The sequence below is a fragment of the Klebsiella sp. PCX genome (assembly GCF_021869705.1).
Classification (GTDB): Bacteria; Pseudomonadota; Gammaproteobacteria; order Enterobacterales; family Enterobacteriaceae; genus Klebsiella; species Klebsiella quasipneumoniae.
Window position 1 is genome coordinate 2,365,236 of sequence record NZ_CP091527.1, and the last position, 21,720, is coordinate 2,386,955.

Annotated in this window: 17 protein-coding genes; 10 read left to right on the forward strand and 7 right to left on the reverse strand. The window is 61.0% G+C overall.

From position 1 onward, the window contains the following. Nucleotides 1-157: 157 nt before the first annotated feature. Complete coding sequence (locus GQR96_RS11140) at nucleotides 158-316, forward strand: hypothetical protein (protein ID WP_004887027.1); 159 nt, start codon at nucleotides 158-160, stop codon at nucleotides 314-316. Between the two features lie 32 nt (nucleotides 317-348). On the opposite strand, the gene abgT is transcribed toward GQR96_RS11140, so the two are convergent. The 3 genes from abgT to GQR96_RS11155 all read right to left on the reverse strand — a co-directional run bounded on the left by abgT (nucleotide 349) and on the right by GQR96_RS11155 (nucleotide 4,753). Further along, a complete protein-coding gene (gene abgT / locus GQR96_RS11145) occupies nucleotides 349-1,875 on the reverse strand; it encodes a p-aminobenzoyl-glutamate transporter (RefSeq protein ID WP_023318148.1) in 1,527 nt (508 codons plus the stop codon). A gap of 122 nt (nucleotides 1,876-1,997) precedes the next feature. Beyond that, on the reverse strand, nucleotides 1,998-3,443 hold the full coding sequence (locus tag GQR96_RS11150; RefSeq protein WP_065904133.1) for a M20 family metallopeptidase: 1,446 nt from the start codon (nucleotides 3,441-3,443) through the stop codon (nucleotides 1,998-2,000). Further along, nucleotides 3,443-4,753, reverse strand: a complete 1,311-nt coding sequence (locus GQR96_RS11155; protein WP_236948505.1) for a M20 family metallo-hydrolase — start codon at nucleotides 4,751-4,753, stop codon at nucleotides 3,443-3,445. The genes GQR96_RS11150 and GQR96_RS11155 overlap by 1 nt, the downstream gene beginning before the upstream one ends. A gap of 166 nt (nucleotides 4,754-4,919) precedes the next feature. Here GQR96_RS11155 and GQR96_RS11160 point away from each other — a divergent pair, with 166 nt between their 5' ends. Beyond that, nucleotides 4,920-5,828, forward strand: coding sequence for a LysR family transcriptional regulator (locus GQR96_RS11160; protein WP_004887019.1), 909 nt, complete (start codon nucleotides 4,920-4,922; stop codon nucleotides 5,826-5,828). A gap of 101 nt (nucleotides 5,829-5,929) precedes the next feature. After that, nucleotides 5,930-6,493: a DNA endonuclease SmrA gene (gene smrA / locus GQR96_RS11165; RefSeq protein WP_004887017.1), complete on the forward strand. Its 564-nt coding sequence runs from the start codon at nucleotides 5,930-5,932 to the stop codon at nucleotides 6,491-6,493. Here the strand turns inward: smrA and GQR96_RS11170 are convergent. After that, a complete protein-coding gene (locus tag GQR96_RS11170; RefSeq protein ID WP_004887014.1) occupies nucleotides 6,490-7,296 on the reverse strand; it encodes an IclR family transcriptional regulator domain-containing protein in 807 nt (268 codons plus the stop codon). The genes smrA and GQR96_RS11170 overlap by 4 nt on opposite strands. A 169-nt stretch (nucleotides 7,297-7,465) precedes the next feature. Here GQR96_RS11170 and GQR96_RS11175 point away from each other — a divergent pair, with 169 nt between their 5' ends. The 6 genes from GQR96_RS11175 to pcaC are packed head-to-tail and all read left to right on the forward strand — an operon-like array spanning nucleotide 7,466 to nucleotide 12,530. Beyond that, the gene (locus tag GQR96_RS11175; protein WP_004887011.1) at nucleotides 7,466-8,152 is read left to right on the forward strand and encodes a 3-oxoacid CoA-transferase subunit A; all 687 of its coding nucleotides are present in this window, start codon (nucleotides 7,466-7,468) and stop codon (nucleotides 8,150-8,152) included. Between the two features lie 10 nt (nucleotides 8,153-8,162). After that, the gene (locus GQR96_RS11180) at nucleotides 8,163-8,819 is read left to right on the forward strand and encodes a 3-oxoacid CoA-transferase subunit B (RefSeq protein WP_065904141.1); all 657 of its coding nucleotides are present in this window, start codon (nucleotides 8,163-8,165) and stop codon (nucleotides 8,817-8,819) included. Between the two features lie 10 nt (nucleotides 8,820-8,829). Then, nucleotides 8,830-10,032: a 3-oxoadipyl-CoA thiolase gene (gene pcaF / locus GQR96_RS11185; RefSeq protein ID WP_004887005.1), complete on the forward strand. Its 1,203-nt coding sequence runs from the start codon at nucleotides 8,830-8,832 to the stop codon at nucleotides 10,030-10,032. Nucleotides 10,033-10,041: 9 nt separating this feature from the next. Further along, entirely contained in the window at nucleotides 10,042-11,394 is a 1,353-nt protein-coding gene (locus GQR96_RS11190; protein WP_065904144.1) for a 3-carboxy-cis,cis-muconate cycloisomerase, read from the forward strand. After that, nucleotides 11,384-12,151, forward strand: coding sequence for a 3-oxoadipate enol-lactonase (gene pcaD / locus GQR96_RS11195; protein WP_004887001.1), 768 nt, complete (start codon nucleotides 11,384-11,386; stop codon nucleotides 12,149-12,151). The genes GQR96_RS11190 and pcaD overlap by 11 nt, the downstream gene beginning before the upstream one ends. Further along, nucleotides 12,141-12,530, forward strand: a complete 390-nt coding sequence (pcaC, locus tag GQR96_RS11200) for a 4-carboxymuconolactone decarboxylase (RefSeq protein WP_004886998.1) — start codon at nucleotides 12,141-12,143, stop codon at nucleotides 12,528-12,530. Before pcaD ends, pcaC begins: the two co-directional genes overlap by 11 nt. A 755-nt stretch (nucleotides 12,531-13,285) precedes the next feature. Here the strand turns inward: pcaC and GQR96_RS11205 are convergent. The 3 genes from GQR96_RS11205 to GQR96_RS11215 all read right to left on the reverse strand — a co-directional run bounded on the left by GQR96_RS11205 (nucleotide 13,286) and on the right by GQR96_RS11215 (nucleotide 18,285). Then, complete coding sequence (locus GQR96_RS11205) at nucleotides 13,286-14,902, reverse strand: mechanosensitive ion channel family protein (protein WP_065904147.1); 1,617 nt, start codon at nucleotides 14,900-14,902, stop codon at nucleotides 13,286-13,288. A gap of 164 nt (nucleotides 14,903-15,066) precedes the next feature. After that, nucleotides 15,067-16,719 (reverse strand): class I fumarate hydratase FumA, encoded by a 1,653-nt coding sequence (fumA, locus tag GQR96_RS11210; protein ID WP_048294808.1) that lies wholly within the window; start codon nucleotides 16,717-16,719, stop codon nucleotides 15,067-15,069. A gap of 54 nt (nucleotides 16,720-16,773) precedes the next feature. Beyond that, nucleotides 16,774-18,285 (reverse strand): anion permease, encoded by a 1,512-nt coding sequence (locus GQR96_RS11215; RefSeq protein ID WP_049092623.1) that lies wholly within the window; start codon nucleotides 18,283-18,285, stop codon nucleotides 16,774-16,776. A 642-nt stretch (nucleotides 18,286-18,927) separates the two neighbouring features. Here GQR96_RS11215 and GQR96_RS11220 point away from each other — a divergent pair. After that, nucleotides 18,928-21,705, forward strand: a complete 2,778-nt coding sequence (locus GQR96_RS11220; protein WP_004206081.1) for a flavocytochrome c — start codon at nucleotides 18,928-18,930, stop codon at nucleotides 21,703-21,705. The last annotated feature ends 15 nt before the right edge of the window (nucleotides 21,706-21,720 follow it).

Consider the following 21,720-nt stretch of genomic DNA (forward strand, 5'->3'; position numbering starts at 1 on the left):
CTGTACGTTGATTTATTTTTGGATCGATCCTGGCGGGTTATCGGGCATGGTTTTTGCTACTTTTAAGCTGACGACGCCGGTCCTCCGCGCCGCTTTGTGCGCCCGGGAAGGTGCCACCGCGTCGTCGCGGCGCGGTTAATAACTCAGAGGTGGGGCTATGCAATATATACTGACTGGTGTAATCGTATTGATCTTCAGCGGCCTGGTTATCCACGGCCTCACGCTGTTGCTCGAACGTGGGTATCGCGCGCTTTTCGGCTTCTTCGCCGGAGCCGCAGATGTCCCCCGTAAGGTCAAAATGAAGGTGCCGCGTTAAGAGTAAGCAGCCGTCCCTGGCGCTTCAACGGCTTAAGGGAGCCGCGGATAAATGCCAGGGCCGATGGGCAGTCCTGCCAGATACCAGCCCACCAGCAACAGCAGCCAGACGGCGAGAAAAATCAGCGGGTAAGGGAGCACCAGCGAGTAGTAAGTCCCGAGGCGGGCGTCGGGTCGGTAGCGCTGTAAAAAACCGAGAAACAGCGGTACAAACGGTGAAACCGGCGCCAGCGGCAGCACCGATGAATCGGCGATGCGAAACAGGATCTGCGCAAACGCCGGGTGGAAGCCCAGCAGCATAAACATCGGCACGAAGATCGGCGCTAGAATCGACCAGATGGCCGAGCCGCTGGCGATAAACATGCACAGAAAAGCCGACAGCAGCGCCAGACCGACAAACGCCGGGACGCCGTTCATGCCGGCGCTCTCCAGCAGGTCCGTCAGGCCAACGGCCATAAACTTGCCCATATTGCTCCAGTTGAACATCGCCACGAACTGCGCCAGCGGGAAGACCATCACGATAAATCCGGCCATCTCTTTCATCGGCTCAATCATCAACTGCGGCAGATCGGCCTGACGGCGAATTTTGCCAGTGGCGATGCCGTAAGCCAGCGACACGACAAAGAAGAAAAAGATGATCAGCGGCACGATGCCTTTGATAAACGGCGAGGGCATCACCGTGTGCTGAACCGGATCGCGAAGAATGCCGTTTTCAGGAACCACCATCAGGGCGATGACCGCCACGAACGCCAGCGTTGCTACCCCGGCGATGCGCAGGCCGAAACGCTCCTCGGTGGTCAAGGTTTGCAGCTTTTCGTCGCGGCTGCCTTGCCACTGTCCCAGCCTCGGCTCCACCAGCTTGTCAGTGATTAAACCGCCGACGAGGGTCAGGAGGATCACCGAGGTCGCCATAAAGTACCAGTTGTCGATCACGCTGACGTGCAGAGAGGCATCGATGGATTTGGCCGCCTCGGTGCTGATCCCGGAGAGCAGCACGTCGGTGGTGACGATCAGTAAATTGGCGGTAAAGCCGCAGCCCACGCCGGCTATCGCCGCCAGCAGGCCGGCGACCGGATGCCGACCGACAGCGAGAAACATCAGCGCCCCCAGCGGCGGCATGATCACCAGCGCGGCGTCGGAAGAGATATGGCTGAAAAAGGCGATGAATAGCACCATATAGCTGGCATAACGGGCGCTAACGTGGGAGGCCATCTTGACCATCAGCGCGGGCAACAGGCCCACCCGCTCGGCAAAGCCGGCGCCCAACACCAGGGCGAGGATCGCCCCCAGCGGCGCGAAACCGCTGAAGTTTTTAATCACGTTCGGTAAAAACCAGTGCAGCCCTTCCACGCTGAGCAGGTTTTTGACCACCACCCGCGACCCGTCCGCAGGGTTTTGCACCCCGACGTTGAAGGCGGAGAGTATCGCCGTGGCGGCGATCAGCGCCACGATAAGATAGATAAACAGCAAAAACGGGTGCGGGACCTTATTACCGATCTTCTCTACCCAGCCATAGCGCTTTCCGGCGGGGGAAGGCGACGGTATGGATGACATACTCATGGGCGTTCCTCTGTTGTCGTTGTTGTGTTGGGCAGGCCTGCTCCCGTACTGCCGGCGGTTATTATGGTCGGTGCGTGCCGCTATGCCGGTCAGCGTCTGTCAGGAGCGGTCTGGTCTTATGGTTATCGTAAAACCGACGGTCTCACCTCCGCCGGAATCGGGCAGCGGTAAGGATGTTCGGCCAGCGCCTGCCTGAGCTCTCGCTGGCTGGCCTCCAGCAGCGCGCGGTCGCTGAATAAACGGATCGCCGTCGCCGCGAGGACTTTCCCCGCCAGCAGCATCCCTTTATGGGCGATGGAGGTGCGTCCCTGGCTCACCAGCTGCCAGCTGTGCAGCGGGGTACCCACCGCGAAGCAGGGGCTGAAGCATTGGGCCACCGGCGCTTTCCAGCTGACGTCGCCGACGTCGGTGGAGCCGGCGAGAATCGTATCCGTGGCCGCCCACGGCGCCACCTCATCACTCAGCATCGTATCGCGGTGGCGACGAGCGAAGGTTTTCCCCGCCTCGCCGCCGGTGCCGGCGATATTGTTCAGGCTGTTGTTGATATCGTTGGCGCTGAGAGTGGCGCGGATCGCCGCGGCAAAGGCGCGATCGTCGTCGCTCCATGCCGGCGTGCCGTAATGCGCTACCGCCTGATACATCGCCGCTTCGAGCGTGCGGTTGGGCAGATAGCTGGAACAGGCTTTTTCAAAGCGGCAGCTGACGTGGGTCTCGGTCATCAGCGCGGCCCCCTGGGCAATCTTCTCAATGCGGGCGAAGATCTGTTCTACATCTGCCATCTCCGGGGCGCGGATCAGATACAGCACTTCCGCCTGGGCCTGGACGACGTTGGGCGAGACGCCGCCGGTATCGGTAATGGCGTAATGAACCCGCGCCTTCTCGATAATATGTTCATTCAGGAAGTTGCTGCCGGTGGTCATCAGGGTGACTGCGTCCAGGGCGCTTCGCCCCAGGTGCGGCGAATTGGCGGCGTGGGCGGCGGTGCCGGTAAAGCGCCACGCCGCCTGAATGTTGGCGAGAGTGCGGGTGCTGAACATCCCGGCCCAGGCCTCCGGATGCCAGGTGAGGGCCGCATCGACGTCATCAAACAGCCCTTCGCGCACCATGAACGTTTTGCCCGAGCCGCCTTCTTCCCCCGGGCAACCGTAGAAGCGCAGGGTGCCCGCGCCGCCGTGCTGCTGCAGCCATTTTTTGGCGGCAACCGCCGCGGCGAAAGCCGCTGTCCCGAGCAGATTGTGCCCGCAGCCGTGACCGTTGCCCCCCGGCGTTGACGATGTCGGCTCCGCGCAATGGGCCTGCTGGCTGAGACCCGCCAGGGCGTCAAACTCGCCCAGCAGGGCAATAACCGGTTGGCCCTCGCCGACGCTGGCGATAAAAGCATTGGGGATCCCGCCAGCATCACGGGTCAGCTGGAAACCTTCCGCTTCCAGGGCGTCCGCCAGCCGCCGGGCGGACCAGAACTCCTCAAAGCGCGTCTCCGGGTGGTCCCAGATATCATCGGCGATGGCGCAATAGGTCTCGCGGCTTGCCTCAATTACCTCTTCAACAAACTGAAAAATCGGGTCCATCACACCCCCCGCTGCCAGGGAAAGTTAAGCGCGACGCGCGCCAGGGTGTCGACCGCGACCGTCATTACGCTCTCGTCGAAGTCAAACTTCTCGTTGTGATGACCGGCGCTCAGTTCGGTGCCGAATATCATGTATGACGCAAGGCCGCCGCGCGCCTGGACCCGGGCCATCATCAGGGTGGCGTCTTCCGATCCCGCCGGGGCGGCGATGCGATCCACCGCCTGCTGCACGCCGGGCACCCGCGCGGCCTGTTCGCGCAGGTACGCCACCCACGCCGGCGACGGGGCGCTGGCGGTGGCGGCCCCCATCATGCGTAACTCGTACCCGGCTTGATACATCGCCGCGGCCCCGGCGATGACGTGCTGCGCCCGGTCAAAAACATACTGGTTGATGGCTTCGCTTTCGCCGCGGGTTTCCACTTTTAACAGAGCCGAGGAGGGCACCACGTTGCGTCCGGTGCCGGCCTGCATCAGCCCGACGTTGACCCGCGAAGCGCCGGCGCTGTGCGGTGGGATGGCGTGCAGGGCAAGGGCGGCCTGGGCGGCGGCGAGCAGCGCGTTGCGCCCATCTTCAGGCTTGCCGCCGGCATGAGCGGCCACGCCGCTGAACTGCACATCGAATTTGGTGGTGGCCATAAAGTTGTCGCCACCGCACACCACGGTGCCGACCGGGACGCCGGTGCCGATATGGATGGCGGTAAAATAGTCCACCTCGTCCACCACGCCGGCGGCCACCATCGCGCGGGCGCCGCGGGTACCCTCTTCAGCAGGCTGGAAAATCAGTTTAATGACGCCATTGAGCTGGGCGACATACTGCTTGAGCACATGCGCCAGCCCCAGCCCGATGGCGGTATGCCCATCGTGGCCGCAGGCGTGCATCATGCCGGCGTTGCAGGAGGCGAAATGGTCGCGATGGGGGCGATGGCTGTCATCGTGCTGCTCATTGAGGTCGAGGGCGTCCATGTCGACGCGAAAGGCCAGGGTTGGGCCGGGACGTCCGGTGTCGAGCGTCGCCACCACGCCGGCGAACCCGCCTTCAAACGCCGGCAACCAGCGTTCCGGCGCCCCTTGCTCGCGGGCGCGCTCGAAAGCCTTGGCCAGGGTCTCCTCATCCGGCAGCCCCATCCGGCTGTCGGCATCGATGACGTCGCGCCCCAGCGCCAGCTGGTAGCCGAGCCCGTCGAGGATCTTCGCCACCTTACTGGCGGTGCGAAACTCCAGCCAGCCGGATTCAGCGTGCAGGTGAAAATCGCGGCGCCATTGGGTCATGGCTGGCGCCAGCTGGCGCAGGTATTCATCAAGTTGCGGCATAGCTTATCCTGTCATAAGTAAAAAATGTGATGGCGTTCACGATGTGATAGCTTTTATTTATCACTGAAACGCTACAGGCCTTAACGCTCTTAACCTGCCACAGCCTGATGGATTACAGTAGATGTCATTTTCTTGCGTCTGATAAACAACGGTTATCACCAAAAGCATGGCCTTTCAGATCAAATTTCATCAAATTCGCGCCTTCGTCGAGGTGGCCCGGGAAGGGAGTATTCGCGGCGCCAGCCGCTCGCTGGCGATCTCGCAGCCGGCCTTGACCAAAGCGATTAAAGAGCTCGAGGAGGGGCTTTCCGCTCAGTTGTTCGTCCGCCGCCGCCAGGGGGTGGCGCTGACTGACAATGGCGAAAGTTTTTATCAACATGCGAGCCTGATCCTTGAGGAGCTGCGGGCGGCGCAGGATGAACTGCTGCAGCGTCAGGGAGAGCAGGCCGGGCAGATCAATATTGGCCTTGGCGCCAGCGTCGCCCGGTCGCTGATGCCGTCGGTGATCTGCCGCTTTCATCAGCAGCATCCTCAGGTGAAGGTGCGGATCATGGAGGGCCAGCTGCTGGCGATGATCAATGAGCTGCGCCAGGGAGAGCTGGATTTCACCATCAATACCTACTATCCCGGGCCATATGATCATGAGTTCAGCTTTGAAAAACTGTTTGAGAAACCGTTCGCAGTGTTCGCTCGCGCGGGGCATCCGGCGGCGCAGGCCACCTCGCTGGTGGAGCTGATGGATCACCACTGGACCATGCCGACGCCGCGCGGCAGCTACTTTAAACAGCTGCAGGACAGGTTTAATCAGGCCGGGCTGGCGCCAAAGGTGAATATTGTGTGCGAGACCTTCTCGTCGTGCATCAGCCTGGTGGTGAAAAGCGATTTTCTCAGTATCCTGCCGGTGGAGCTCGGCAACGATCCGCTGATGGCGGACAAGCTGATGATGATCCCCGTCCGCGAAGCATTGCCGACGGCGGCCTATTTTCTGATCCAGCGGCGCGACACCCGACAGACGCCGCTAACGGCGTCATTGATCACCCTGTTTCGCCGCCAGAGTCGACAATGGTTTCCTTAACCGCCCGTCGCGCTCACTTTGCCAGCAGACGGGGATAAACGCATTGAGGGGGGAGCACGAGGCGGCTATAGTAGCTGGCGACAGCCGCTGGAGGAGAGCCCATGAACCTTGATGACAAATCCCTGTTTCTTGACGCCATGGAAGATGTCCAGCCCCTGAAACGTAACAATGACGTGCACTGGCATCCCGGGCGCAACAGTCGCGCCCCGCAGCGCGTCGACACCCTGCAACTGGATAATTTTCTCACTACCGGCTATCTCGATATCGTACCGCTCGCCACGCCGCTGGAGTTTAAGCGCGAAGGGCTGCAGAGCGGCGTGCTGGATAAGCTGCGGCGGGGGAAATACGGCCAGCAGGCGAGCCTCTCCCTGCTGCGCCAGCCGGTGGAGCAGTGCCGGCAGATGCTCTTCGCCTTTATGGTGCAGGCGCAGAAAGAGGGGTTACGCAATGTGCTGATCGTTCACGGCAAAGGCCGCGACGATCAGTCCCACGCCAATATCATCCGCAGCTATCTGGCGCGCTGGCTGGAAGAGTTGCCAGAGGTGCAGGCCTTCTGCGCCGCGCTTCCGCACCACGGCGGCAGCGGCGCCTGCTATGTCGCGCTGCGTAAATCGGCCGAAGCGAAGCAGGAGACCTGGGAGCAGCACGCCAAGCGCAGCCGTTAGCGCATCAGCAGCGTCAGCTCGCGGGCGGCTTTTTGCAGCTCCGGCAGCACGCGGTCGATCATTTCGCGGGCCGACATCTGGCCCGCATGCACCCCGACGTTGAGCGCCGCCTGCACCTGACCCTGGGCGTTAAACAGCGGTACCGCGAGGGAGCGCAGGCCCATCTCCAGCTCCTGATCGTTGAGGGCATACCCCTGTTGATGCACCCGTTTCAGCTCGGCGCGCAGTTTCGCCACCGAGTCCACCGTCTGCGGGGTATAGCGGATCATGGTTACCCTGGCCAGCATATCGTTGAGCTTCTCCTCTGGCTGATGGCTGAGCAGCACCCGGCCCATCGAGGTCGCCCACGCCGGAAGGCGGCTGCCGATATCGAGGTCGATGGTCATGATCCGCGAGCTGGAGGCGCGGGCGATATACAGAATATCGTCGCCGTCGAGGGTGGCGATGGAGCAGGACTCGTTGAGCATTTCGCTCAGATGCCGCAGCACCGGCTGCGCCGAACGCGCCAGCGGCGTCGAGGCCAGCCAGGCGTGACCGAGGGCCAGGATCCGCGGCCGTAGCTGAAAGTTTTTACCGTCTTCGGCATAGACGAACCCCAGCTTGCTCAGGGTATACAGGCAGCGGCGCACCGCGGCGCGCGGAATACCGGTCTTCTGACTGATCTGTGAGATAGACAGCAGGGGCCGCTGCGGCGTGAATGCCTGAATGACCTCCAGGCCGCGCGCCAGCGAGGCCATAAAGTTAGGATCGCCCTTAAACGGATCGCCGTCGCCGGTCAGTAAATCGTCTGGATGCTTATCCATTTCTGTTCCCCATATTTGCCATCGATCACATTCTTTCGCTAAAGATAACCGATGTTCGATTATCGCACCATATTTCGATTATCGCCCTTGACCGACATCGTTAAGCGGGTCACATTTTGTGCGAACAACGAATAAAAGTGCGATTACCGCACATCAATGGAGCGACCTGATGATTGATAAAAGCGTATCGACGCTGAGCGAGGCCATCGCCGGGATCCACGACGGGGCGACTATTATGATCGGCGGCTTTGGTCCTGCCGGCCAGCCGACCTTTCTGATTGACGCCCTGATAGACCAGGGCGCCCGCGACCTGACCATCATTAACAACAACGCCGGCAACGGCGAAGTGGGGCTCGCGGCGCTGCTGAAGGCTGGCCGGGTGCGCAAAATGATCTGCTCCTTCCCGCGCCAGGTCGATTCACAGATTTTTGATGACCTCTATCGACGCGGCAAAGTGGAGCTTGAGCTGGTGCCGCAGGGCAACCTCGCGGCGCGGATCCAGGCCGCCGGCGCAGGGCTGGGCGCGGTCTTTACCCCCACCGGCTACGGCACGCCGCTGGCGGAAGGGAAGGAGACACGGGAAATCGACGGCCGCCACTATGTGCTGGAGTATCCGATCAAAGCCGATTTCGCGCTGATTAAAGCTCACCAGGGCGACCGTTGGGGCAACCTGGTGTATCGCAAGGCGGCACGCAACTTTGGCCCGATTATGGCGACGGCGGCGAAAACCACCATCGTTGAAGTCTCGCAGCTGGTGTCGCTGGGCGACCTCGACCCTGAACACATTATCACCCCCGGCATTTTCGTCCAGCGCCTCTTCTCGCTGGAAAACCTGACTGCCGCACAACGCGCCTGAGGAGCCCGAGATGCAAAAACTGACCCGTGACGAAATGGCCCAGCGCGTGGCCCGCGATATCCCCGAAGGCGCTTACGTTAACCTCGGTATTGGCCTGCCGACCCGGATTGCCAATTACCTGCCCGCCGACAAAGAGGTGTTCCTGCATAGCGAGAACGGCCTGCTGGGCATGGGGCCGAAACCGCTGCCTGGCGAAGAAGATCCGGAGCTGATCAATGCCGGAAAAGAGTACGTCACCCTCCTGCAGGGCGGCTGCTATTTCCACCATGGCGACTCCTTTGCCATGATGCGCGGCGGCCATCTCGATATCTGCGTGTTGGGGGCCTATCAGGTCTCCGCCAGCGGCGATCTCGCCAACTGGAGCACCGGCGCGCCGGACGCTATCCCGGCGGTCGGCGGGGCGATGGATCTGGCCATCGGCGCTCGCCAGGTGTTTGTGATGATGGACCATCTGACCCGCGACGGCGAGTGCAAGCTGGTGGAACAGTGCAGCTATCCGCTGACCGGGGTCGGCTGCGTTAGCCGGATCTATACCGACCTGGCGGTGATCGACATTACCGACCGCGGCCCGGTGGTGCGGGAAATCTTTAACGGTCTCTCTTTTGAAGAGCTGCAGTGCATCACTCCGGTGACGCTGACCTTTGAACAACTGGCGGAAAGCGCGTAAGGAACCTATGATGAATCAGGCATTTATCTGTGATGCGGTGCGTACACCCTTTGGCCGTTTTGGTGGTACTCTGGCGACGATGCGCGCCGACGACCTCGCGGCGCTGCCGCTGAAAGCGCTGCTGGAGCGTAACCCGGGCCTGGATCCCTCGCGCATTGACGATGTGATTCTGGGCTGCGCCAACCAGGCCGGGGAAGACAACCGCAACGTGGCGCGCATGGCGCTGCTGCTGGCCGGGCTGCCGGAGAGCGTGCCCGGTAGCACCATCAACCGCCTGTGCGGCTCCAGCCTCGACGCGATCGGCGTCGCGGCGCGGGCGATTAAAAGCGGTGAAACGCAGCTGATGATCGCCGGCGGGGTGGAGAGCATGTCCCGGGCGCCGTTTGTGATGGGTAAAGCGGAGAGCGCCTTTAGCCGCAACATGCAGATGGAAGATACCACCATCGGCTGGCGCTTTATTAACCCGCAGATGAAAGCCTTGTACGGTGTCCATTCCATGCCGGAGACGGCGGAAAACGTCGCCGATGAGTTTGCCATTTCCCGCGCCGATCAGGACGCGTTCGCCTTGCGCAGTCAACTGCGCGCCGCCGCGGCCCAGGAGGCAGGACGTTTCGCCGATGAGCTGATCGCCGTCCAGGTGCCGCAGCGCAAAGGCGAGCCGCTGCGGTTTAGCCGCGATGAACACCCGCGCAGCACCTCGCTGGAGGCGCTGGCTAAACTGCGCGGCGTGGTGCGCGCCGACGGCAGCGTCACCGCCGGGAATGCCTCCGGCGTTAACGATGGTGCCTGCGCGCTGCTGCTGGCCAGCGAAACCGCGCTGGCGGCCAACGATCTTCAACCGCTGGCCCGGGTGGTCGGCGTGGCGACGGCGGGGGTGGCGCCGCGCATTATGGGCTTTGGCCCGGCGCCGGCGGTGCGGAAGGTGCTGGCGCAGACCGGCCTGACGTTAGCCCAGATGGACGTGATTGAGCTGAATGAAGCCTTCGCCGCCCAGGCGCTGGCGGTGACCCGCGATTTGGGCTTACCGGACGATGCCGCCCATGTGAACCCCAACGGCGGGGCGATCGCCCTGGGGCATCCGCTCGGCGCCTCCGGCGGCCGCCTGGCGATGACCGCGGCTTACCAGCTGAAACGGACCGGCGGCCGCTACGCGCTGTGCACCATGTGCATCGGCGTCGGGCAGGGGATCGCCCTGATTATTGAACGTGTTTAAGGAGCCAGAATGAGTTTGTTGACCCCGATGTTGCGCAGCAGTCCGCTGACCGACTGGTTCAGCGACGCGCAGCGGGTGCAGGGCATGCTGGATTTTGAAGCGGCGCTGGCCCAGGCGCAGGCCGCCTGCGGCATGGTGCCGACGGCGGCGGTCGGGCCGATTGTCGCCGCCTGCCGCCACGAGGCGATCGATTTTACCGCCCTCGGCGAGGCGGCGGTGGGGGCGGGTAACCTGGCGATCCCGCTGGTGAAACAGCTGACGGCCCAGGTAAAAGCGCGCGATCCGGACGCCGCGCGCTACGTTCACTGGGGCGCCACCAGTCAGGACGCCATCGACACAGGTCTGGTGCTCCAGCTGCGCGGGGCGCTGGAGGCCGCTGAGACCCTGCTTGAGCAGCTGTTGGCGGCCCTCGCCGGGCAGGCGGATCGTTATCGCGATGCCGTGATGCCGGGCCGGACCTGGATGCAGCACGCGCTGCCGGTGACCTTTGGCCTGAAGCTGGCGGGTACCCTCGACGCACTCCTGCGCTGGCAGCAGCGGCTGCGCGAGATGCGTCCGCGTCTGCTGGTGCTGCAGTTCGGCGGCGCCGCGGGGACCCTGGACGCGCTAAAAGAGAAAGGGCCGGCGGTTGGCCAGGCGCTGGCGCAGAATCTTGGTCTGACGCTGCCGGATACCCCGTGGCACAGCCAGCGCGATCGGCTGCTGGAGGCGGGCGCCTGGTTCGCCGGCGTCTGCGGCACCCTGGGGAAATTCGCTAACGACTTCTCCCTGCTGATGCAGACCGAAGTGGCGGAGGTGGGCGAGCCGGTAGCGGAAGGGCGCGGCGGCTCGTCGACGATGCCGCATAAGCGCAATCCGGTGGCCTGTGCGGCGATCCTGACCGCCGCCCAGCGCACGCCGGGGCTGATGGCGACCCTCTACGCCAGCCAGATTCAGCAGCACGAGCGGGCGCTGGGCGGCTGGCAGGCGGAGTGGGAGACGCTGCCGGAGCTGATTACCCTGGTGGGCGGGGCGCTGGCGCAAAGCGAGGCGCTGGTGCGCGACATGCAGGTCTTCCCGCAGAAGATGCGCGCCGACCTCGATATTACCCACGGGCTGATTATGGCTGAGGCGGTGACCCTGGCGCTGGCGGAATTCATCGGCAAAGCCGATGCGCATCATCATATTGAGGCGCTGTGCCGTCAGGCGCTGGACCGCCTCTGTCCGCTGGTCGATCTGCTCGCGGCGGATCCGCAGGTCAGCCAGTATCTCTCCCGCGAATGTTTAACCACGCTGCTGGACCCGGCAACGGCGACCGGCAGCGCCGAATGCTTTGTGCGCCAGGTGCTGGCGCGTTATCAGGAGCAACATGATGAATCTTGATTATCAACTCGACGGACCGGAAGGTGCGCCGGTTATCGTTCTCTCCAACTCGCTGGGCACCACCCGGGCGATGTGGCAGCCGCAGATTGAGGCGCTAACCGCCCATTTCCGGGTGCTGCGCTACGACACCCACGGCCACGGTAAAACGACGAAAAATGGCAAAGTGACCCTCGCCCAGCTGGGGGAAGATGTAATTGCGCTGCTCGATCATCTGAATATCGACCGGGCCTGGTTCTGCGGGATTTCGATGGGCGGTCTGACCGGTCTGTGGCTGGGCCGCTTTGCGCCAGAGCGTTTTTATGGTCTGGCCGTCGCCAACACCGCGGCGCGCATCGGCGATCAGGCCAGCTGGCTGTCGCGGGCGCGGGCGGTACGCCAGGAAGGAATGGCGGTGGTGGCCGCCGGGGCGGCGGACCGCTGGTTCACCCACGCGTTTCGCCAGAAGGCGCCGGAGGTGGTGGAGGCCCTGTGTCACCAGCTGACCCATACCGATGCCGAAGGCTATGCCGCCTGCTGTGAGGCGCTGGCCGCCGCCGACCTGCGGGGCGAAGTGGGGCAGATCCCGCTGCCGACGTTAATCATCGCCGGGGAAAGTGACCCTGTCACCACGGTCGCTGACGCCAATTTTCTGCAGCAGCAGATCCCCGCTTCCCAGGTGGTGGTTCTGCCGGCATCGCATCTGTCAAACATTGAGGCGGCGAAAAGCTTTACTTCAGCGCTGCTGAGCTTTTTCCAGGGAGAACGCCATGGAGGATAAACAGCGCTACCAGGACGGAATGGCGGTGCGGCGCAAAGTGTTGGGCGACGCCCACGTCGACCGTACCCTGCAGCATCTGACGCCGTTGAATGACGAGTTTCAGGACTTTATCACCCGCTACGCCTGGGGTGAGACCTGGACGCGTCCGGGGCTCGACCACCACACCCGCAGCATGATCACCATTGCCATGCTGATCGCTCTCAATCGCGAGGCGGAGCTGAAGATGCATCTACGCGCGTCGTTTAACAACGGGGTGACCCGCGATGAGCTGAAAGAGCTGATCATGCACTCTGCGCTGTATTGCGGGCTGCCGGCGGCCAATGCCACGATGCATCTGGCGCAGCAGGTGTTTGACGACATCGACGCCGGGCGGGGTTAAGTCGTCGTCCGAGTCGGATTGCCCGGCAGTTGTTGTAGGCCGGGTAAGGCGTAGCCGCCACCCGGCATAATGGCGGGTATGACGCCGATAGATTGCCCGGCGGCGCAGCGCTTGCCGGGCCTGGGAAGCGAAGATCGCCTGTAGACCCCGTAGGCCGGGTAAGGCGTAGCCGCCACCCGGCGAAATAACGGCACAACCGGAAATGTCCCTGTTCGCACTATGTTTGGCAGGGCCACAACGTTTGGCAGGGCTACAACGTCTATGTTAATTTCGGGCAGATTGCGCTCCCGGTTGATCTTCTGCGTTATGTCTCTTATGGCGCAGGGAGCGCACAGGGGGCGGCCAGTCGCCGCCGCCCCCTGTACCCCCGGGCTCCGGCCAGCAAAATCGCCACTGCGTGGTGCCTTCGACTTATCCCTGCAGGCATCGGGTCGGGCCGAGGCAGCGTCCCTGCAAAACACGGCCCTCAGCCCGCATCCATGCGGGCTGCCCCGGCCTTCCGGGAACGTCTCAGCGATTTTGAGGCCGCCAGCATCGGCAGTTTCAGCAACAATGGTGAATAAATTAACGGCAGGTCGTACGTACGTAGGCCGGGTAAGGCGTAGCCGCCACCCGGCATAATGGCGGGTACGGCGCCGATAGATTGCACAGCGGCGCAGCGCTTGCCGGGCCTGCGAGGTGTAAGCCTGTGAGAGGATCCTGTAGGCCGGGTAAGGCGTAGCCGCCACCCGGCGACATTCCCGATACGTTAACCCTTATTTCTCAGGCTCCTGCGGCGCGACAGCCGGGGCGGCGTACCAGGCTTCCTGCGGCACCACCACTGCGGCTCGGGGCTGCATCACATAGTTCGGCGACATAATCTGCACCCCGAATTCGTTAAACACATCAATAATGCAGCTGTGTAACGCGTTACGGCCATCTGGCAGCTTCGTCGCGGGTAATAAGCGCACCTGCAGCTCATACGAGGTGTACCAGTCGAGCAACCCCAGCTTACGCACCACCGGCGCAATTTGCTGATCGACCCCGGGGGTGCGTCTCGCCGCCAGCTCCAGTAGCGCATGAACCTGGCGCCAGGGCGTATCGTAGCCGATGGTGACGCTGGTAGTGAGATTGAACCCGCCGTCGCTGCTCTCGGCGCTGAGATTGACAATTTTGCCGCTCACTACCACCGCGTTCGGTACCGTCACGATGTAATTCTCACGGGTGAGGATCTTGGTCGCCAGCACGCCAATCTCGCTGACCTGTCCCTCATTGTCAGCGAGGCGGATCCAGTCGCCTTTACGCAGCGCCCGGGAGTAGATTAGCACCAGGCCGCTCATCGCATGGGTCATCACCCCGGTCGAGCCGAGGGTCAGCATCAGGCCGAAGAACACGCTGATGCCCTTGAAGGCAAGGGAGTTGGCGCCGGGAAGAAACGGGTAGGCGGCGGAGAGGGCGAACAACCAGATGACCACCGAGATAAGCCGACGGGTAGCGCTCACGGTCTCCGGATGAATGCCGGGAACCTGAATGCGGCCGGCGGCGACCTGGTCGAGAACCACTTTCACCAGGCGAATGATGAGCCAGGTAATGAGAAAAATAAGCACCACGATTATCAGCCCCGGCAGGGAAGCGACAATCGACAGCGAGATATCGCGGATCACCCCCAGCGACCAGTCACCCAGCGATTCACTCCATACGCGCGTCCAGGGAAACAGACTGAAGACCCAGCTCAGCCAGATGTAACAGGCCAGGACACCGACGAAGATCGCCAGCGCGGCATACAATCGGACCTCGATATTGCCGAGAAAGCGCCGCCAGTGCTGGGGAATAGCGCTGCGCTTTTCGAGGATCCGCAGCTGGAAAAAGCGCCGTACCCGCCGCCAGGTGCGGAAGGCGCCGTAGTAAAACAGCGCCAGCAGCAGCGCCCCGGCGAGGGCCTTACCGGCGGAGATCAGCAGATAGCGTTGATTGAACTGTTCCTGCAGGCCGGTGCGCTGGGCTTCCATCCGCGCCAGCACCCGCTGGGCCGCCTGGTCGAGGGTTAAATCATCACCTTCGTCGAGATCCGCCTGGCTCAACAGCAGCACCGGTTTGCCGTTCATCAGAAACAGCCGTCCCGGCTGACCATAGCGAATAACCGGCACGATCCGCAGCGGCTGGCGAATATCCTCCTCGGTAAATGCGCGCAGGGCGCTGCGGGTGCGCAGCACGCGCTCTTCTGGCGTCGTCTGGCCAAAGGTCGCCTGCAACATCACTACCGGCTGGTGGAAAATATATACCGTGCGCGCCTTTTCGCGAGCGGTTGGCTGCTGCCGCGGCTCTGCGGCCAGCGCCGGCTGTAACGCCAGCAGCGCCAGTACCCAGAGGATAACCACGCTTATCCTGTTCATAGAAGCACCTGAGAAAGAGAATTATTGTTATTTTTCAGCAAGCAAGGTAGGACTTGTAGTTGAGCATAGCCTGGCAGGAAGTGAATTCAAGCTGGCGCGGCGCGGGCATAAAAAAAGCCGTCACCTGAACGGCGACGGCCTGCTGTTAGCGCCAGAAGGGGGTGTTAGCCGTGCTGTTTACAGCCAGCGCACTGCTTGTTCTGGATCTGCTGGAAGAAATCGTTGCCTTTATCGTCGACGAGAATAAACGCCGGGAAATCTTCCACTTCGATTTTCCAGATAGCCTCCATCCCCAGTTCCGGGTAGGCCACGCACTCGAGGCTCTTGATGCTCTGTTGCGCCAGCACCGCCGCCGGGCCGCCGATGCTGCCGAGGTAGAAGCCGCCGTGTTGGTGGCAGGCGTCGGTGACCTGCTGGCTGCGGTTGCCTTTCGCCAGCATCACCATGCTCGCGCCGTGGGACTGCAGCAGATCGACGTAAGAGTCCATGCGGCCAGCGGTGGTCGGGCCGAGGGAGCCGGAGGCGTAACCGGCAGGCGTTTTGGCCGGGCCGGCGTAGTAGATCGGATGATCTTTTACGTACTGCGGCAGTTCCTCGCCGTTGTCGAGCAGCTCTTTCAGCTTAGCGTGCGCGATATCGCGGGCGACGATAATGGTGCCGTTGAGGCTCAGGCGGGTGGAAACCGGATGGGCGGACAACTGCGCCAGGATCTCGCTCATCGGCTGATTCAGGTTAATGCTGACCACCTTGCCTTCGCCCTGCTGACGCAGATGCTCAGGGATATATTTCCCCGGATTGCTCTCCAGCTTCTCAATCCAGATGCCGTCGCGGTTGATTTTGGCTTTGATGTTGCGGTCGGCGGAGCAGGAGACGCCCATGCCGATCGGACAGGAGGCGCCGTGGCGCGGCAGGCGGATCACCCGGATATCGTGGGCGAAGTATTTGCCGCCGAACTGCGCGCCGAGGCCGAGGTTCTGCGCTTCCTGCAGCAGTTCCTGTTCAAGCTGCACATCGCGGAACGCCTGACCGTGCTCGTTGCCTTCGGTCGGCAGGCCGTCGTAGTAGCGGGTGGAGGCCAGCTTGACGGTCTTCAGCGTCGCTTCCGCCGAAGTCCCGCCGATGACAAAGGCGATGTGGTACGGCGGGCAGGCGGCGGTACCGAGGGTGCGCATCTTCTCGACCAGATAGTTTTTCAGCTTCGTCGGGGTGATCAGCGCTTTGGTTTCCTGATAGAGATAGGTTTTATTGGCGGAACCGCCGCCTTTCGCCATGCACAGGAATTTATATTCGTCGCCGTCTACGCTGTAGAGATCGATCTGCGCCGGCAGGTTGGTGCCGGTGTTGACCTCTTTATACATATCCAGCGGGGCGTTCTGGGAGTAGCGCAGGTTATCTTCGGTATAGGTGTTGTACACGCCCTGCGCCAGGGCGGCTTCGTCGCCGCCGCCGGTCCAGACGCGCTGGCCTTTTTTACCCATGATGATGGCGGTGCCGGTGTCCTGACAGGTGGGCAGGACGCCTTTGGCGGCGATTTCCGAGTTGCGCAGGAACTGCAGGGCGACATACTTATCGTTATCGCTGGCCTCCGGGTCGAGCAGAATCGAGGCCACCTGCTGCTGATGGGAGACGCGCAGCATAAAGGCGGCATCGTGGAAGGCCTGTTGCGCCAGCAGGGTCAGCGCCTGCGGTTCCACTTTCAGCACTTCCTGGCCGTCAAACTCGGCGACGGAGACGTGCTCTTTGCTGAGCAGATAGTATTCGGTATCGTCGTGCGCCAGCGGGAATGGATCCTGATAAACAAACGGTTTAGTCGACATAATCACTTACTCCATAAAGATAAAAACCGCCGGGGTGCTCCCGGCGGTTATGAATCAGAACATCATGGACATCCACGGATAGCCAATCAGCAGCAGGGCGGCCAGGAAGATGGCACCAAAGATGGTGCCGAGGCGCCAGTAATCTTTGGTCGGCAGATAGCCGCTGCCGTAGTAGATCGGGCTCGGGCCGGTACCGTACGGGGTGATGATCCCCATCACGCCCAGCGAGGTCACCATCAGCAGAACGAACACTTCCATATTCATTCCCGGAATGGTGGCGGCGATGGTCAGCATGGCCGGCAGCAGCGCGGTAGTGTGCGCGGTGGTGCTGGCAAACAGATAGTGCAGCAGGTAGAACGCCAGCAGCAGGACGATGGTCGCCATCCCCGGGGAGATACCGCTCATCAGCGCGCCGCCCTCTTTACCCAGCCAGGCGATAAAGCCGGTGGAGGAGAGGCCGTCGGCCAGCGCCACCAGGGTGGCGAACCAGACAAAGGTGTTCCACGCCGCTTTATTGTTGGTGATATCGCTCCAGGAGAGCACGCCGGTCCACAGCATCAGCACGATAACCAGCAGGGCGGCCAGGGCCGGTTCAATCCAGTCGGCGGCGAAGATCCACATCATCAGCGCGAAGCAGACGAACACCAGCAGCAGGATCTCATTGCGCGACAGTTTGCCCAGTTTTTCCAGTTCACGAGCGGCCCACAGCGGCACTTCGTTATTGACTTTCACTTCCGGCGGGTAGAACCAGTAGGCCAGCAGCGGCATGGTCAGGATCAGCAGTACGCCAAGCGGCAGGAAGGCGATGAACCAGGTGCCCCAGGAGATGTTGATACCGACGATGCTTTTTACCAGCGCCAGCGCCAGCAGGTTCGGCGCCAGTGCCGACAGGAACATCGAACTGGTGATACAGGCGGCGGTGATCGCTACCCACATCAGATAGGAACCGATTTTACGCGCGCTCGGATCGTTCGGTTTTGAACCGTACAGCGGCGGCAGGTTGGCGATAATTGGGTAAATGGTGCCCCCGCTGCGCGCTGTATTCGACGGCGTAAACGGCGCCAGCAGCAGATCCGCGAAGGTGATGGCGTAGCCCAGCGTCAGGCTGCGACGGCCGAGATATTTCACCAGAATCAGCGCCAGGCGGCGGCCGAACTGGGTTTTATCGTAGCCGGCGGCGAACATAAAGGCGCCGAAGATAAGCCACACGGTGGAGTTGCCGAAGCCGCTCACCGCCCACTTAAAGGAGGCGCCAGCCATTTTGAAGCCGGGTGCGGCCATCTGTTCCGGGCTGAACAGCAGCCACTGACTGCACAGGGCGATGACCACCACGCCGGTGATGCCGATAACGGCGCCAGGCAGTGGTTCAAAAATCAACCCGACGATCACCCCGACGAAGATAGCGAAGTAGTGCCAGGCGTACGGCGGCAGGCCGTCCGGGACCGGGACGAAGAGTAACAGCACAGCAACGATAATCGGCAGCGCCATCATCAGGAGACGTTTTTTATTCGCAGTCGTTGGATTGACTGCACCGGCAGGCGGTATGGTTGTCTTTTTCTCTTTCATAATGAGTATCTGCAAGTTGTTGAAAATAACGTTTCCGCCAGCGATGCGCTCAGTGATTTCTTTAATTACAAAAGTTACTTTAGTTTTTATTTTGCGTTTCTGAGTATCGTCGTGGCGATTATTTAACGCGGTTTGATGGGCGTTAAATTAAATTTGTTGGTTATTTATATATTGCGCTTTCAATGGTCGTTGCAATTGATCGAGATCAAGAAAAGCAGGTGATCTTACTATTTTTTTATTTTCGATATAACCCTATCTGATGAGGTGTTATTTTGGCGAAAATATCGATAAATGTTAAAATAAAAAATGTACAACTAATGCTTTTTTTACTCTATGCATGTGTATGTCTTTGAAATAATGACAAATAATTTTGATGGCTGGTCGTTTTGAATGTTAACGAAAGTATCTAAAATGTTATCCTTTATTTGTATTATGTAAATGCCATTTATTATTTTAATAATACAATAGGGGTAGCGATGTTATTGCTGGGGTTAAATAGTTTTATAACTAACGTAATTGATTTAGTAACTAAAAAAGTCGCTATATTATTAGCATGACAACAGGAATTAAAAAACCACAACCATTAATGATTCCGTCACCCCATTCTGAATTTTTAATATTTCAAAATCTGGAGCGTAACTTATGACCAGTAACGAACGTATTTTGCAGCCATTTACTTTACCAAATGGTACGGAGCTGAAAAACCGTTTGCTGATGGCGCCGATGACCACCTGCACCGGTTATTTCGACGGGACTGTCACCAGCGAGCTGGTGGAGTACTACCGCGCCCGCGCCGGCAGTATCGGCACCATTATTGTTGAGTGCTGCTTTATTGATGACTACGGTCTGGCCTTCCCGGGCGCTATCGGTATCGATAACGATGAAAAAATCGCCGGCCTGGCGAAAATCGCTGAAGCAATTAAAGCGGAAGGTTCGAAAGCGATTCTGCAGATCTATCACGGCGGCCGCATGGTCGACCCGCAGCTGATTGGCGGACGTCAGCCCGTGGCGCCGAGCGCCATCGCCGCCCCGCGTGAGGGCGCCGCGATGCCGCGGGCGCTGAGCGGAGAAGAAGTGGAGGGGATGATCGCCAAGTTTGGCGAGGGCGTCCGCCGCGCTATCCTTGCCGGCTTCGATGGGGTCGAAATTCACGGCGCCAACACCTACCTTATTCAGCAGTTCTATTCGCCAAACTCCAACCAGCGCGACGACGAATGGGGCGGTAGCCGCGACAATCGCGCCCGCTTCCCGCTGGCGGTTCTCGACATCACCCATAAAATGGCCCGCCAGTACGCTGACGATGCCTTTATCATCGGCTACCGCTTCTCGCCAGAAGAGATGGAGGTCCCGGGGATCCGCTTCGATGACACCATGTATCTGCTGGAAAAACTGGCCGCTCGCGGCGTCGATTATCTGCACTTCTCGGTGGGCGCGACCCTGCGTCCCTCTATCGTCGATACCAGCGACCCGACGCCGCTGATCGAGAAATACTGCGCCATGCGCTCTGACACTCTGGCTCAGGTGCCGGTGATGGGCGTCGGCGGGGTGGTTAACGTTGCCGATGCCGAGCTGGGCCTCGATCACGGCTATGACCTGATCGCTGTGGGCCGCGCCTGCATCGCCTATCCTGACTGGGCGGCTCGTATCGCCGCGGGTGAAGAGCTGGAGCTGTTTATCGACAGCACCCAGCGCGAAGCGTTGCACATTCCGGAACCGCTGTGGCGCTTCTCGCTGGTGGAAGCGATGATCCGCGACATGAGCATGGGCGACGCTAAATTTAAGCCGGGGATGTTTGTTGAAACCGTTCAGGATGACGCCAATGAACTGGTGATCAACGTCAGCCTCGAAAATGACCATATCGCCGATATCGAACTGGCGGCGAGCCCGGTGCAGACCGTGGAGTTCACCACCAGCTTCGAAGAGATCCGCGAACGTATTCTCACCGCCAATACCCCGCACGTCGACGCCATTTCCGGGGCCACCAGCCAGAGCGAGGCGGTGAAAAAAGCGGTCGCCAAAGCGATGCTGAAATCGAGCAAAGCGCTGGCGGCGGAAGAGGGCGGCAATGACGCCGCGCCGAAAAGCTATGATGTGGTGGTCGTCGGCAGCGGCGGAGCCGGCCTGGCGGCCGCCATTCAGGCTCACGACGAAGGCGCCAGCGTGCTGATCGTCGAGAAAATGCCGACCATTGGCGGGAACACCATCAAGGCTTCCGCCGGGATGAACGCCGCGGAGACCCGCTTCCAGCGCGTGAAAGGCATTCAGGACAGCAAAGAGCTGTTCTATCAGGAAACCCTGAGGGGCGGGCACAATAAAAACAATCCGCAGCTGCTGCGCCGCTTTGTGGAGAATGCCCCGCAAGCCATTGAATGGCTGGCGGACCGCGGCATTATGCTCAACGATATCACCACCACCGGCGGGATGAGCATTGACCGCACCCACCGTCCGCGCGACGGGTCAGCGGTCGGCGGCTATCTGATTAGCGGCCTGGTGCGCAACATCACCAAACGCGGCATCGACGTCCTGCTGGATACCTCGGTGGAAGAGATCCTGATGAGCGGCGATGAAGTCAGCGGTGTGCGTCTGATCAACGACGAAAACGAGATCGTAGAAGTCCAGACTAAAAGCATTGTGGTGGCCACCGGCGGCTTCAGCGCCAACAGCGCGATGGTGGTGAAGTATCGTCCTGACCTCGAAGGCTTCGTCACCACCAACCACAAAGGGGCCACCGGGAGCGGTATCGCGCTGCTGGAGCGCATTGGCGCCGGTACCGTGGATATGGGCGAAATTCAAATCCACCCGACCGTTGAACAGCAGACCTCCTATCTGATTTCCGAGTCGATTCGCGGCGGCGGGGCGATCCTCGTCAACCAGCAGGGTAACCGCTTCTTCAACGAAATGGAGACCCGCGATAAAGTCTCCGCGGCGATTATCGCCCTACCGGAACACTATGCGTACATCGTCTTTGACGAACATGTGCGGGCGAAAAACAAAGCCGCCGATGAGTACATCGCCAAAGGCTTCGTCACCAGCGCCAGCTCGCCGCGTGAACTGGCGGATAAACTGGGGATGGATTACCATGCCTTTCTCGCCACCCTCGAGTGCTACAACGGGGCGGTGGAAAAACAGCATGATGAACAGTTTGGCCGTACCACCGCGCTGCGCGCGCCGATTAACGAAGGTCCGTTCCATGCCATCCGTATCGCCCCGGGGGTGCACCACACCATGGGCGGCGTGACCATTAACACCGATGGCGAAGTGCTGGACGTTGCCCGGCAGCCGATCCGCGGCGCCTACGCCGCCGGTGAGGTGGTCGGCGGGATCCACGGCGGCAACCGTATCGGTGGTAACGCGGTGGCGGATATCATCATTTTCGGCACCCTCGCGGGTCGCCAGGCGGCGAAACGCGCCAGAGGATAAGACGTAATTGCTGAT